The organism is Massilia sp. Root133, assembly GCF_001426525.1.
Lineage (GTDB): Bacteria > Pseudomonadota > Gammaproteobacteria > Burkholderiales > Burkholderiaceae_D > Telluria > Telluria orientalis.
In genome coordinates this window covers 428802-441851 of sequence record NZ_LMEW01000012.1, presented here as the reverse complement: position 1 = coordinate 441851, position 13050 = coordinate 428802, and the positions used below count along the sequence as shown (strand labels likewise).

10 protein-coding genes are annotated in these 13050 nt (G+C 68.2%); 3 read left to right on the top strand and 7 right to left on the bottom strand.

All coding sequences use genetic code 11. The features are described 5' to 3' along the window. Positions 1-353 precede the first annotated feature (353 nt). Positions 354-2042, top strand: a complete 1689-nt coding sequence (gene leuA, locus ASD28_RS12685; RefSeq protein WP_056127864.1) for a 2-isopropylmalate synthase — start codon at positions 354-356, stop codon at positions 2040-2042. Here the strand turns inward: leuA and ASD28_RS12680 are convergent. From ASD28_RS12680 to egtD, 4 genes are read right to left on the bottom strand one after another with little or no spacing between them, the layout of a single operon-like run. Next, positions 2008-3228 carry a nucleotide disphospho-sugar-binding domain-containing protein gene (locus ASD28_RS12680; protein WP_056127862.1) on the bottom strand — a complete coding sequence of 407 codons (1221 nt, stop codon included), beginning with the start codon at positions 3226-3228 and terminating at the stop codon, positions 2008-2010. The genes leuA and ASD28_RS12680 overlap by 35 nt on opposite strands. After that, positions 3228-4157, bottom strand: a complete 930-nt coding sequence (locus tag ASD28_RS12675; RefSeq protein WP_056127860.1) for a YihY/virulence factor BrkB family protein — start codon at positions 4155-4157, stop codon at positions 3228-3230. The genes ASD28_RS12680 and ASD28_RS12675 overlap by 1 nt, the downstream gene beginning before the upstream one ends. Further along, positions 4154-5377, bottom strand: a complete 1224-nt coding sequence (egtB, locus tag ASD28_RS12670; RefSeq protein ID WP_056127858.1) for an ergothioneine biosynthesis protein EgtB — start codon at positions 5375-5377, stop codon at positions 4154-4156. The genes ASD28_RS12675 and egtB overlap by 4 nt, the downstream gene beginning before the upstream one ends. A 10-nt stretch (positions 5378-5387) precedes the next feature. After that, a complete protein-coding gene (gene egtD, locus ASD28_RS12665) occupies positions 5388-6356 on the bottom strand; it encodes an L-histidine N(alpha)-methyltransferase (RefSeq protein ID WP_082577724.1) in 969 nt (322 codons plus the stop codon). Between the two features lie 322 nt (positions 6357-6678). Between egtD and ASD28_RS12660 the strand changes: the two genes are divergently transcribed. Both ASD28_RS12660 and ASD28_RS12655 read left to right on the top strand, forming a co-directional pair. Beyond that, positions 6679-7326 carry an ABC transporter ATP-binding protein gene (locus tag ASD28_RS12660; protein ID WP_056127855.1) on the top strand — a complete coding sequence of 216 codons (648 nt, stop codon included), beginning with the start codon at positions 6679-6681 and terminating at the stop codon, positions 7324-7326. A gap of 217 nt (positions 7327-7543) precedes the next feature. After that, positions 7544-7852: a hypothetical protein gene (locus tag ASD28_RS12655; RefSeq protein WP_056127852.1), complete on the top strand. Its 309-nt coding sequence runs from the start codon at positions 7544-7546 to the stop codon at positions 7850-7852. Between the two features lie 7 nt (positions 7853-7859). On the opposite strand, the gene ASD28_RS12650 is transcribed toward ASD28_RS12655, so the two are convergent. The 3 genes from ASD28_RS12650 to ASD28_RS12640 are packed head-to-tail and all read right to left on the bottom strand — an operon-like array spanning position 7860 to position 12990. After that, the gene (locus ASD28_RS12650) at positions 7860-8327 is read right to left on the bottom strand and encodes a hypothetical protein (RefSeq protein WP_056127848.1); all 468 of its coding nucleotides are present in this window, start codon (positions 8325-8327) and stop codon (positions 7860-7862) included. A 59-nt stretch (positions 8328-8386) separates the two neighbouring features. After that, the gene (locus ASD28_RS12645; protein ID WP_056127845.1) at positions 8387-9532 is read right to left on the bottom strand and encodes a two-component system response regulator; all 1146 of its coding nucleotides are present in this window, start codon (positions 9530-9532) and stop codon (positions 8387-8389) included. Next, the gene (locus tag ASD28_RS12640) at positions 9532-12990 is read right to left on the bottom strand and encodes a response regulator (RefSeq protein ID WP_056127843.1); all 3459 of its coding nucleotides are present in this window, start codon (positions 12988-12990) and stop codon (positions 9532-9534) included. Before ASD28_RS12640 ends, ASD28_RS12645 begins: the two co-directional genes overlap by 1 nt. Positions 12991-13050: the final 60 nt, after the last annotated feature.

Below are 13050 nucleotides of genomic sequence, written 5' to 3'. Positions count from 1 at the left end.
TTAGAGTGGAGAAATGTTCTCCCCTCTGCCTCTGTCGACTTCCCTATCGCTTGCCCGCGCGCTAACGCCGGCAGCCCTGCTACTACGCGCGTAAATCGCCGCTGTCCCGCCCGGCCAAGCTTGCCGGATTCGTAGCCCAAGGAAAGTTGTACCGATGTTTGCCACGACCACATCCACGCTGTCTGTTATTTCCGCCGGAGCTTTCCTGCTGTCTGCCGGCGCACGTGTGGTGTTTCGCTCGCTAAAACTACCGATCGGTTGCCGGGCCTAGCGTCCGTGGCCCGTCCGGCAGCCTCCCGCCACCACGATCGAAACGACACCTTCACCAGCATTTGATAATCAGGAGCACCGCCATGTTGACCAACCCTTCCGCCAAATACCGCCCCTTCCCCGCCGTCCCGTTGGCCGACCGCCAGTGGCCGAACCGCATCATCGACAAGCCGCCGGTCTGGATGAGCACCGACCTGCGCGACGGCAACCAGGCACTCATCGAGCCGATGAGCCCGGAAAAGAAACTGCGCTTCTTCGAAAAGCTCGTGCAGATCGGCGTGAAGGAAATCGAGGTGGGCTTCCCGTCCGCGTCGCAGACGGACTTCGACTTCGTGCGCATGCTGGTCGAGGAAAAGCGCATTCCGGACGACGTCACCATCATCGTGCTGACGCAGGCTCGTGAAGAACTGATCCGCCGCACCGTCGAATCGTGCGTGGGCGCCAGGCAGGCCATCGTCCACGTCTACAACTCGGTCGCGCCGGTGTTCCGCCGCGTCGTGTTCGGCATGAACCAGGACGAGATCGTGCAGATCGCCGTCAACGGCACGAAGCTGATCAAGGAACTGGTCGCCCAGCATCCGGACACGAAATGGGGCCTCGAATACTCGCCGGAGTCGTTCTCGACGACGGAACTGGATTTCTCCAAGCGCATCGTCGACGCCGTCGTCGACGTGTGGCAGCCGAGCGCGGACAACAAGGTGATCGTCAACCTGCCGTCGACCGTGGAAGCGGCGACGCCGAACGTCTACGCCGACCAGATCGAATGGATGTGCCGTAACCTGAAGCAGCGCGAGAACCTCGTGATCAGCGTGCACCCGCACAACGACCGCGGCACCGCCGTCGCCGCCGCCGAGCTGGCCGTGATGGCCGGCGCCGACCGCGTCGAAGGCTGTTTGTTCGGCAACGGCGAGCGCACCGGCAACGTCGACCTGGTCACCCTCGCGCTGAACCTGTACACGCAAGGCGTGCACCCGGGCCTGGACTTCTCGGACATCGATGCCGTCCGCCAGCTGGTCGAGGAATGCAACCAGATCCCCGTGCACCCGCGCCATCCGTACGTCGGCGACCTCGTGTTCACCGCGTTCTCCGGCTCGCACCAGGACGCGATCAAGAAGGGCTTCGCGAAGCAGCAGGCGGACGCGATCTGGGAGGTGCCGTACCTGCCGATCGACCCGGCCGACCTGGGCCGCAGCTACGACGCCGTGATCCGCGTGAACAGCCAGTCCGGCAAGGGCGGCATGGCCTACCTGCTCGAGCAGGAATACGGCCTCGAACTGCCGCGCCGCCTGCAGATCGAATTCTCGCGCGTCGTGCAGAAGCATGCCGACGCCACCGGCGGCGAAGTGGCCGCCGCCGACATCCACGCCCTGTTCGACCGTGAGTACTTCAACCAGGAAAACGCGGCCTACCGCTACGTCTCGCACCGCCTGGTCGAGAACAGCGAGGGCGAGGAGCGCGTGCAGATCGACACGACCGTCCAGCACAACCGCGTGACGGAGCCGCACCAGGGCACCGGCAACGGCCCGATCGACGCCTTCGTCAACGCGCTCGGCCTGGACATCCGTTTGATGGACTACCACGAGCACTCGATCGGCTCGGGCGCCGATGCGCGCGCCGCCTGCTACGTCGAGCTGCGCCTCGCGAACGGCCCCACGCTGTTCGGCGCCGCCATCGACAGCAATATCGTGACCGCGTCGTTCAAGGCCGTGTTGTCGGCCGTGAACCGCCAGCTGGCGCTCAGCGCGGAACAGGCGCCGCAGCAGGCCGCCTGACCAGTCCTTCCAGCACCCCGGCGACCGTCTCCGCCTGACGGTCCGCATCGAACGCCGCGTGGCGCCGCGCAAATGCCTGCGCCGCCACGCGCAAGCCGCTCCCCGCCAGCATCCGGCCCACGACGGCATTCCAGTCGAGCGGGCGCGCCATCTCGTTCACGTTGATCCCGGCACCCAGCCGGCGCACGCGGCGCGCCGTCAGGAACGACTCGGCCGTGCGCGGCAGCAGCAGCAAGGGCACGCCGGCCAGCAGCGCCTGCGACACGGTCGATTCGCCTGCATGGCAGATTGCGAAGGCCGACTGGCGCAAGGCATGGTCCAATGCCACCGGCCCCTCGGCCCACGCGATCAGCGGATGCGCGTACGGCGGCGCGGCGCCCGCCGCCACGTCGGGCAGGTAGCACAGCGTGCGGCAGCCGGCGCGCGCCAGCGCTTCCAGCATCGCCCCATGCTCCGGGTGTGGCCCGCGCAGGTAGGCGAACACGCGCGGCCCAGCGCCTTCCGGCCAAGCGGGCACTCCTGCGCCGGTGCCGCCGATCGTGGGGCCGAACCAGCGCGCATCCGTCTCCGCGCGGCCCCACGGATCGAGTTCCGGCCACGTGCACAGCAGCGGCGCATCGCCCCGCAACAGGTCGGCCGCGCGCGCGTACGCCGGCGCGCCATGGCGGGCCAGCACGGCATTGGCGGTCGCCAGCACGCGTGCTTCGGTCGCCGCCATGCGCGCCTGCGGGACCGCTTCCCAGTCGCGCAGCGGCGGCAGCGGTCCGGCGGGCGGAATCTGGAAGCCCGCGCCGACGGCGCTGCTCGCGATGCCGAGGCTGCGCGCGGCCAGCAGTGCGCCCGGTGCGTAATCGCCCACGACGACGTCAGCCTGGAGCGCGCTGAATAAATGGCGCCAGCCGCCGACGAGCCCCGTCATCGCGTCCGCATCGAGCCAGCCGCAGGCGAGCAGGATGTCGGCGAGACTCGCCTCGCCGGGCGGCAGCCCTTCCACGCGGTGCAGCCACAGGGGCGCCTGGTAGACGGGGAGGCGCATGTCGGCCAGCAGGCGGCGCGTGTGCACGAGGTCGCGCAACACGAACGATACGGCGTGCCCGCGCGCGATGAGCGGTCGTGCGAGCGCTTTCAGGCGGCCGGCGTGGCCGAGCGCCGCGCCGAGTTCCCAGCAAAAGACGATATTGGCCATCAGGGCGCCGTCCGCATCGGCTGCGGATCTTCTCCTTGCCCCTTCTGCCCCACGCGCTCGTATTCCGCGATGACCTGGGCGCCGAACAGCAGCAGGCTGGCCGCGATCTCGAGGCTGAACATGACGACGATCGCGGTGCTCATCGAGCCGTACACGAGGTTCACCTTCGACAGCGTCGTGAAGTACCACACGAGCACATGGCGCGCGACTTCCCACAGCAGCGCGGCCGTCACGCCGCCGATGAGCGCATGCGACAGCGACAGCCGCCCCACCGGCATCACGAGGTAGATCGACGTCAGCACGAGGATCTCGCCCACGAGTCCCAGCAGGTACAGCAGCGCGCCGGACACGCCGTGCAGCGACCACGTGCGGCCGAACAGTTCGACGCTCTCCGAACCGATCACCTGCAGCGTGCCGGCGACGAGCGTCACGATCATCACGCCAAAGCCCAGCGCGAGGATGTAGCAGTATGGGAGCACGGCCGACACGAGGAAGTGGCGGCGGCGTACGGCCACGCGATGCACGAAGATCACGCTCATCGCGTTCTCCAGCACGGTGAACGCGAGGGAGCTGAAGAACAGCATCGTGAAGCCAAGCACCCACGTGATCAGGTCGCGCGTGTCCAGGAAGTGCGCCACCTCCGCCACGATCGAGCCGGACTGCCCCGGCACGAGCAGTTCCAGGTAGCGGCGCAGGGTGAGCAGCAGGTTGACCTGGTCGATGAAGTGCGACAGCACGACGACGACCAGCATCAGGAACGGCACGATCGACAGCAGCGCGTAATAGGCGACGGCGCCGGCCAGCAGCAGGCCCTGGTTGGCGCGGAAGGCGCGCACGCACTGCAGGGTGAAGTCGAGCGGGTGCGCGACGATCCACGCATTGGCGCGCCGGTTCAGCACACGCAGGCGCAGGCCGCGCGCCGGCTTCATCGCGCCAGCCTGATCCCGCTGAACTGCCAGCGTGCGCCGGCCGGGAAAAAGTTGCGGTAGCTGGCGCGCGCATGCCCGTGCGGCGTCGCGCAAGACGAGCCGCGCAGCACATACTGGTTGACCATGAACTTGCCGTTGTACTCGCCGATCGCACCCGCGGCCGGGGCGAAGCCGGGGTAAGGCGCGTAGCTGCTCGCGGTCCACTGCCAGCACTCGCCGAACATCTGCGCGAGGCCGCTGCTGCCCGCCGCGCGCGGATGCAGGTCGCCGCAGGTCAGCGCGGCGTCGCGCGCCGCGAACTCCCACTCCGCTTCGGTCGGCAGGCGCGCGCCGCGCCAGCGCGCGTACGCGTCGGCTTCGTACAGCGACACGTGCGCGACGGGCCGCGCCAGGTCCAGCGCCTGCAGGCCGTGCAAGGTGAACTCGCGCCGGCGGTCGCCGTCGTCGACCCAGTACAGCGGCGCGTCCAGCGTGCCGTTCGCGACGAGGTCCCAGCCGTCGGACAGCCACAGCGACGGATCGCGGTACCCGCCCGCCTCGACGAATTCGAGGTACTCGCCGTTCGTCACGAGGCGCGACGCGAGCGCGAACGGTTGCAGGTACTGGCGGTGGCGCGGGCTTTCGTTGTCGAAGGCGAAGCCGTCGCCGGCGTGGCCGATCTCGGCGAGGCCGCCGTCGAACTCGATCCAGGCCAGCGGTTCCACCGGGCCCGATGCGGGCAGCGGCGAATCGATATAGGCCGGGTACAGCGGATTGCGCGACAGCAGGTGCTTGACGTCCGTGAGGATCAGTTCCTGGTGCTGCTGCTCGTGCTGCAGGCCCAGCTCGACCAGGGCCGCGAGTTCGGCGTCGTCCGGCCTGGAAGCCAGCAGGCGCAGCAGGCGGGCGTCGACGGCGGCCCGGTAGGCCTGCACCTCGGCCAGCGCCGGCCGCGTCAGGAGGCCCCGCTGGGCGCGCGGATGCTTCGCGCCGACGCCGTTGTAGTAGGAGTTGAACAGCACGCGGAACGCCGCGTCGTGGGGCCGGAAGCCGGGTTCGCGCGGCTCGAGGATGAAGGTCTCGAAGAACCACGTGGTATGCGCCAGGTGCCATTTGATCGGGCTTGCGTCGGGCATCGACTGGGCACAGCAGTCCTCGGCCGTCAGCGGCTCGGCCAGGTGCAGCGTGCGCTGCCGGACGTGTGCGAACGCGGTGGACAGGCGGTGTTCGGAGGCTCCCATCGCGACTCCTTCAATGCGACAGTGCGCGCGCGTAGATCACGGCGAACCACTGTTTCGGGTCCGTCCACACGCGCGCGGCCGCGAAGCCCGCCTGGGCCAGCAGGCCGACGGCGTCGCTCTGGCGGTATTTGTAGCTGTTCTCCGTGTGGATCCACTCGCCCGCCGCGAACCGGCGGCTGCCGCCGCGCCACGTCACCTGCTGCACGGTCTGCGCTTCCAGGTGCATCTCGACGCGGCCCTGGGCCGGGTTGTAGAGGCCGCGGTGGCGCCACTGGCGGATGTCGAAGTCGGCGCCCAGCAGGCGGTTCACGTGGCGCAGCACGTTGAGGTTGAACGCGGCCGTCACGCCCAGCGCATCGTCGTAGGCGGCGTCCAGCACGGCATGCTCCTTGGCGAGGTCGATGCCTATGAGGAGCCCCCCGTCGCGCCCGCACTGCGCATGCACGCGCTGCAGGAAATCGCGCGCCTCGTCGGGCGTGAAATTGCCGATCGACGAGCCGGGATAAAAGAACAGGCGGCGCTCCTCGCGCACGCTGTCGGGCAGTTCGAGGCTGCCCGAGAAATCCATGCCGAGCGGGCGCATCTCGATGTGGCGGAAGCGCTGGCGCAGGCGCTCGACGGCATCGAGCAGGAATTCGGCCGAGATGTCGACGGGAACGTACTGGCGCGGCTGCAGCAGCGGGAACAGGTTCGCCGCCTTGGCGCAATTGCCGGCGCCCAGGTCGATCAACGTGGCACCGGTGCCGACCGTACGTGCGATCTCGGGGCCGTGCAGGTCGAAGATGCCGGCTTCCGTCCGCGTGGGGTAGTACTCCGGCAATTCGCAGATCGCCTCGAACAGCTTCGACCCCAGGGGGTCGTACAGGAACTTGGGCGAGATCCAGGCCTGGCGCGCGCTCAGGCTTTCTGCCAGCTCGGCGGGTATGTGCAATCCATCGTTGTTTACTACGGGCACTGCGGGCGATGTGGTGTTCAGCATCGGGTGTCCTCGGTGGTGCGGCCGCACCGTGCGGCCGGCTGGAATGTTGCCGTTCCGGCCATGATACGCGATTCCGCGATTCCGCACGCACGCCCTTACCCTGCAAGAATTCGGGGTCAGAGCACATTTTTCGGCAAATTTGGGGTCAGAGCACGATTTGATCTGGCGCAAAATCCCGCTTTTCGGCGCCGCCGGCCGTCCCGACCAAGCCGTTTCAGACCTGGGCAGACAGATCATTATCCAATGATCAATTGGCCAAAAATGTGCTCTGACCCCGAATTGGGGGGCGTGCTAGAGTAGTGGTTTTGTCAATCGGCGTTCCATGCTCGAACTCGTCAATCTCAGCAAATCCTATGGCGGCCGCGCCGTGCTCGCGGCGTTGTCGCACCGGTTCGAACCCGGCGAGTTCGTCGCGATCATGGGGGAGTCGGGCGTCGGCAAGTCCACCTTGCTGAACCTGATTGCCGGACTCGACGCGCCCGATAGCGGCGAGGTCCGCGTCGATGGGACGCCGATGTCGGCGCTCGACGACGATGCCGCCACCCGGCTGCGCCGTACGCGCATGGGTTTTATCTTCCAGGCGTTCCACGTGCTGCCGCACCTGACGCTGCTGCAGAACGTCGCGCTGCCGTTGCTGCTCAATGGCCGCCCCGACGCCGCCCGCGCCACGCAGATGCTCGACGCGGTCGGCCTCGGAGGACGCGGCGCCGATTTCCCGCGCCAGTTGTCCGGCGGCGAGCTGCAGCGGGTGGCCATCGCGCGCGCGCTCGTGCACCGCCCCGCCCTGCTGCTGGCGGACGAGCCCACCGGCAACCTCGACCCCGACACGGCCGCCGGCATCCTGCACCTGCTGCGCACCGAGATCAAGGCCAGCGGCGCCGGCGCCATCATGGTCACCCACTCCCACGCGGCCGCCGCCCTGGCCGACCGGACCTTCGTCTTGACCCGCGCCGGACTGAAATTAGCGTAAGTTCCTGCAAGAAAGACGCATCTTATGGCGTTTTAGTCATGAACAGTGCGTCATAGTTGTCAACTCCGTAGTAGCATTCCAACAAACCCACCAGGCATAAGTCATCAATAAATCGGTCGGGCTGGATTCCGTTCGGGCAGGGCATGAGGCGGACGGACCCCGCAACTCTCCAAAACAGTCGATCTGTCTTGAACATAACCCCAATGCGGAGGAGTTCATGAGCGTACGGCAGAAAAAACAGGAGTTGCTCGAGGCGATGCAGCGCGCCCGGGCCATGGAGCCGTCGAGTTTTGTTCCGAACAAATTGCTCGACACATTAATTCAACGAATGCAGCTGAAGAACGACGCGGAACTGTGCCGCGTCCTGGAGGTACAGCCACCCATCATCAGCAAGATCCGGCACCGCAAGCTGAACGTCGGCGCCACGATCCTGCTGCGGATGCACGAGAAGTCGAATATCCCGATCCGCGAGCTGAAGGAGCTGACGGCGGAAGCGCGCACGGAGCCGCCGCCGACCCATCACTGAATGCGGTTCACTCGCCGGGCGGGCGGCCGGTCTTGAGCTGGGGCAGGCTGTCGAGCACGGCGCGCAACGACGCCGTGTCCAGCTGGCCGAGCAGCGCCACGCCCATGCGCAGCAGCTCGCTCTTCTTGACTTCGAAGCCGGCCTTCAGGCAGGCCTGCTTGACAGTGGCGAGCACGGCGTATTCCTGCTCGGGCATGGTGAAGCTGTCGCGCACGAGGTGCGGCCGCACGGCCGGTGCAGGCGCGGCCTTGGCACGCGTGGTTTTCACCGGCGCCGCGATCGCGCGCGCGGCCTCGCGCGCCACCTTCGCCGGCGTGGGCGCGGCCTTCGCGCGCACCGGCTTGGCCGGCGCAACAGCCGCCTTCTTCACCGCCGCCACCTTCTTCGCCGGCGCGGCTTTCGTCGCCACCGCCTTCTTCGCCGCGGGCTTCGCAGCTGTCTTTACGGGCGTTTTCGCCGCCGTCGTCCTCGCCATGGGACCTCCATCTTCAAACAAGCCAAACAATATATATCATTTAGCCGTTTTCCGGAAGATCAGGCGTCCGGCTCCGCGTCACGGAACTCCTCCGCGATCGCCGCGAACTGCCCTTCGATCTCGCAGAACGCATCCAGCACGTCCGGATCGAAATGCGTGCCGCGCCCCTTGCGCATCACGTCCAGCGCCTGCTGGTGCGTGAACGCGGGTTTGTACACGCGGCGCGAGATCAGCGCGTCGTACACGTCGGCCACGGCCATCAGGCGCGCCGACAGCGGGATCTGTTCGCCCGCCAGGCGGTCCGGATAGCCGGAACCGTCCCACTTCTCCTGGTGCGAGTGGGCGATCTCGCGTGCGAACATCAGGAAGCCGTTGGTCCCGCCGATGTGCTTCTCGACGAGCATGATGGTGTCGCGCCCGTACACGGCGTGCAGCTTCATGACCTCGAATTCCTCGCGGTCGAGCACACCGGGTTTCAGCAGGATGCGGTCGGGGATGCCGACCTTGCCGATGTCGTGCAGCGGCACGGAGCGGTACAGGAGCTCGATGTTCTCGTCGGTGAGGTCCGCCGCGAAGCGCGGATGGTGCTGCAGGTGCCGCGCGAGCGCGCGCACGTAGTGCTGCGTGCGGCGGATGTGATGGTCGCCGAGGCTCACCGCCGCGTTGTCGCGCGTCTCGGCCAGGGTGCCCATGGCCATGATGATCGCTTCCTGCATCAGCGCCAGCTGCGCCGTACGGTCCTGCACGAGCTTTTCCAGGTTCTCGTTGTGCGCCTGCAGCTGGCGGCGCGCGCCCGCCAGCGTCAGTTGCGTGGCCACGCGGGCGAACAGGATCGGGGGGCTGATCGGCTTGGCGATGTAGTCCACGGCGCCCAGCGACAGGCCCATCGCCTCGTCCTCGACCTGGTTCTTCGCGGTCAGGAAGATCACGGGGATGTCGGCCGTGACGGGGTTCGCTTTCAGCTGGCGGCACGTCTCGTAGCCGTCCAGGCCGGGCATCATCACGTCGAGCAGGATCAGGTCCAGGCCGGGCGTCGACTGCGCGATCTGCAGCGCCAGGCTGCCGTTGTTGGCGACCTTCGTGTTGTAGCGGTCCTTGAGCAGGCGCGACAACAGCATGATGTTGTCGGGCGTGTCGTCGACGATCAGGATCGTCGGCTTGTCCTTGTTGCTCGTGCTCGTCTTTTCGGTGGTGACAATGTTCATCAGGTTTCCGCGGTATCGGGGCGGGTTGCGGCGGGCAACTGCTGGCGCGCCTCTTCGAATTCGTAACGGGACAGGTGCTGCTCCAGCCGCGCCATGTGCTCGGCGTCGAGCACGCCGGCCAGGCGCGCGCGCACCGTCTCGAAGTAGTCAATGGCATCGCCCGAGTACTCGGCCAGCAGCTGGTCGAGCTGGGCCACGGCGTCGAGCGCGGCATCGTCCGCATCCGTGGCGACCGACGGCGGCGCCGGCGGCGCGGGCGGCGGCGGTGCGATGGCGGCGCGGGCAAAATAGCGGTCGAGCGACTCCATGGTCGCATCGACGGCCGCTTCCAGCGCGCGCACGCCGGCCGCGAGGCGGCCGCGGTCGGGCGCCGCCAGTCCGAGGCCCTCTTCCACCGACTGCGCCAGGGTCTGCAGCTCGCGCGCGCCGATGTTGCCGGCCACGCCGCGCAACGTATGCGCCCGCGCGGCCGCCTGGCGCAGGCGGCGCGCCTGGTAGTCGGCGCGGATCTGGGCGCCCGCGTCGCGCTGGGTGGCGCGGAAGCGGTCCAGCAGCTGCACGTACAGCGCGACGTTGCCGGCCACGTGGCGCAGGCCGTACGCGGAGTCGATGCCGGACACGGTCGACAGGCCCGGCAGCGTGGGACCGTCCGCCACGACGGCGCCGCCGGACGACAGCGGCGGCGGCACGGCCTGGCCGATCCAGCGCGCCAGCGTGGTGTACAGCTTCTCCGGCTCGACGGGCTTGGTGATGTAGTCCTGCATGCCCTCGCGCAGGCAGCGCTCGCGGATCTCGGCCAGCGCATGCGCCGTCATCGCGACGATCGGCAGCTTGTCGAAGCGCGCATCCTTGCGCAGTTCGACGGTGGCCGCGTGGCCGTCCAGCTGCGGCATTTCGAGGTCCATCAGCACGAGGTCGTAGGCCTGCGGGCCGCCGTCGTACAGCATGTCCAGCGCCTCGTTGCCGGTGGCGGCGACGTCCACCGCGATGTTCTGCGCCTGCAGCAGTTCCAGCGCGATCTCCTGGTTGACCTGGTTGTCCTCGACGAGCAGCACGCGCGCCGCGTGATCGCCCGGCGCCCCGAATTTTCCATTCCTCCTGCTGTGCGCATGCGGCGCGCGCGGCGGCGCGAACAGGGCGACGAGCGTGTCGACGAGGGCCGACTGGCCAATCGGCTTGCACAGGAAACCGCGGATGCCCGCCGCTTCCGCTTCTTTCTGCACTTCCTCGCGGCCGAACGCCGTCACGAGCACGGTCGACGGCGGATGGCGCAGCGCCGGGTTGCCGGCGATGCGGCGCGCCAGTTCGATGCCGTTCATGCCCGGCATCTGCCAGTCCGTCAGCACGACGCGGTAAGGGTCGCCCGCCGCGTCGGCCGCGAGCAGCGCGCTTTCCGCCTCGGCGCCGCTGGCGGCGAGATCCACGCGCAGCGGCAGCGTCTGCAGCGCTTCGCTCATGATCTCGCGCGCGACGTCGGAATCGTCGACGAGCAGCAGGCGCGCGCCGTCCAGTTCCGGCGGCGCGACGGCCACGCGTTCCGGCTCGCCGGACAGCGGGAAGTCGAGGTCGAAGTGGAACGTCGAGCCCTTGCCCGGGCTGCTCGCGACGACGATGCGCCCGCCCATCAGGCCGACCAGCTGCTGCGAGATCGACAGGCCCAGCCCCGTCCCGCCGTACTCGCGCGTCGTGCTGCCGTTGGCCTGGCTGAACGCGCGGAACAGTTTCGCCTGCTGCTGTTCGCTCATGCCGATGCCCGTGTCGCGCACGGCGAATCGCAAGGTGGCATAGCCGTCGCGGAAGCGGTCCGCGGCCGGATCGTCGAGGCGCATGCACGACAGTTCCAGCTCGCCCGCCGGCGTGAATTTCACCGCGTTGTTGACGAGGTTGATGAGGACCTGGCCCAGGCGCAGCGGGTCGCCCACGAGCATGCGCGGGATCGCGTGCGGCACATGGAACAGGTATTCCAGGTGCTTGTCGGCCGCCTTCTGGCTCGTCACGCTGGCCACGTTCGCGAGCACGTCGTCCAGGCAGAACGGGATGTGCTCGACGTCCAGCTTGCCCGCCTCGATCTTGGAAAAGTCGAGGATGTCGTTGATGATCCCCAGCAGCGACAGCGCGGCGCGGTGGATCTTGCCGACGTAGTCCTGCTGCTTGGGCGAGAGCTCGGTGCGCAAGGCCAGATAGGCCATGCCGATGATCGCGCTCATCGGCGTGCGGATCTCGTGGCTCATGTTGGCCAGGAATTCCGACTTGGCGACGTTGGCCGCCTCCGCGCGCACGTTGGCCGCGACGAGCGACTGCTCGCGCTCGCGCCGCTCGGAGATGTCGCGGATGAACGAGCAGAATTCGTAGTCGTCGCTCGTGGCCAGCTGCACGCGCGTGATGGCCAGCTCGATCGGAAACTCCACGCCGTCGCGGCGCAGGGCGTACGTCTCGATGCGGCTGTCCAGCACCCCGCCCACGCCGCTGCGCTCGTAGCGCGCGAGGCCGTTGCGGTGCGCGGCGCGGTGGCGCTCCGGCACGATGCAATCCGAGAGGTCGCGGCCCAGCACTTCTTCGCCCTTCCAGCCGAACATCTTTTCCGCCTGCGCGTTCCAGCCGACGATGCGGCCCTGGCGGTCCATGCGCACGACGGCGTCCAGCGCCGTGTCGACGATGGCCTGCAGCTTGGCCTGGCTGCCCTGCGCCATGCGCATCGAATCCAGCAGCTCGCGCGTGCGCGCAGCGATCTTCTGCTCGAGGTCTTCGTTCAGGTCGCGCAGCTGCTGTTCGATCACGCTCTTTTCGCGCAGCAGGCCGTTCGTCACCTGCTCGGCGCGGCGCAGCCGGTTCAACGTGTCGCGGAAGCTGCGCACGGCCGAGGACAGGCGGCCGATCTGGTCGCGCCGGCCGATGCCGGACAAGTGGATGTCGGTCTCGCCGCGCGCCAGCTTTTCCAGCGCTTCCTGGATGTCGGCGAACGGCTGCGTCATGCGGCGGCCGATCAGCAGCACGCACAGGGTGATGGCCAGGGTGAGGATCAGGTTGCCCAGCACGGTCTGGATGATCTGGCGGCGCAGGTCGGCGTCGATCTGGCGGCGCGAGATCGCCAGGTCGATCGAGCCGACCAGGTATTCGCGGTTGCCGTCGTGGTAGACGACCTTCTGCTGCACCCGTTCGGCGCCCTCCTCGTCCGCGCCCGAGCCGAGCGACGCGAGCACCATGCCGTTCGGCGCCAGCACGCGCAGCATGATCACTTCCGGCGTGCCGCCCAAGGCATCGACGACCGAGGACACGGCCGCGCTGTTGATGTCGAACAGCGGCCGCGCCAGCGCGTGCGACACCACGTTGGCCTGGCGTTCGACCCGTTCCCCCAGCCGCGCGCCCGCTTCGCGGTGCAGCGAATGCATCACCCAGGTCGTGTACACCGTCGTCGACAGCGCCACCGCCAGCACGATGCCGGCGCCGAGCCGGAACACGATGTTCTGGCGCCAGCTGTCGACGAGGCCCCGTACGAGTCCCCCCGGGCGGCGCGCACC

What these genes read in the sequence shown, in the direction of transcription:
- ASD28_RS12650 (WP_056127848.1), bottom strand. Translation starts at nt 8,327, where the DNA reads ATGGCGAGGACGACGGCGGCGAAAACGCCCGTAAAGACAGCTGCGAAG.
- ASD28_RS12655 (WP_056127852.1), top strand. Translation starts at nt 7,544, where the DNA reads ATGAGCGTACGGCAGAAAAAACAGGAGTTGCTCGAGGCGATGCAGCGC.
- ASD28_RS12680 (WP_056127862.1), bottom strand. Translation starts at nt 3,228, where the DNA reads ATGGCCAATATCGTCTTTTGCTGGGAACTCGGCGCGGCGCTCGGCCAC.
- egtD (WP_082577724.1), bottom strand. Translation starts at nt 6,356, where the DNA reads ATGCTGAACACCACATCGCCCGCAGTGCCCGTAGTAAACAACGATGGA.
- egtB (WP_056127858.1), bottom strand. Translation starts at nt 5,377, where the DNA reads ATGGGAGCCTCCGAACACCGCCTGTCCACCGCGTTCGCACACGTCCGG.
- ASD28_RS12645 (WP_056127845.1), bottom strand. Translation starts at nt 9,532, where the DNA reads ATGAACATTGTCACCACCGAAAAGACGAGCACGAGCAACAAGGACAAG.
- leuA (WP_056127864.1), top strand. Translation starts at nt 354, where the DNA reads ATGTTGACCAACCCTTCCGCCAAATACCGCCCCTTCCCCGCCGTCCCG.
- ASD28_RS12675 (WP_056127860.1), bottom strand. Translation starts at nt 4,157, where the DNA reads ATGAAGCCGGCGCGCGGCCTGCGCCTGCGTGTGCTGAACCGGCGCGCC.
- ASD28_RS12660 (WP_056127855.1), top strand. Translation starts at nt 6,679, where the DNA reads ATGCTCGAACTCGTCAATCTCAGCAAATCCTATGGCGGCCGCGCCGTG.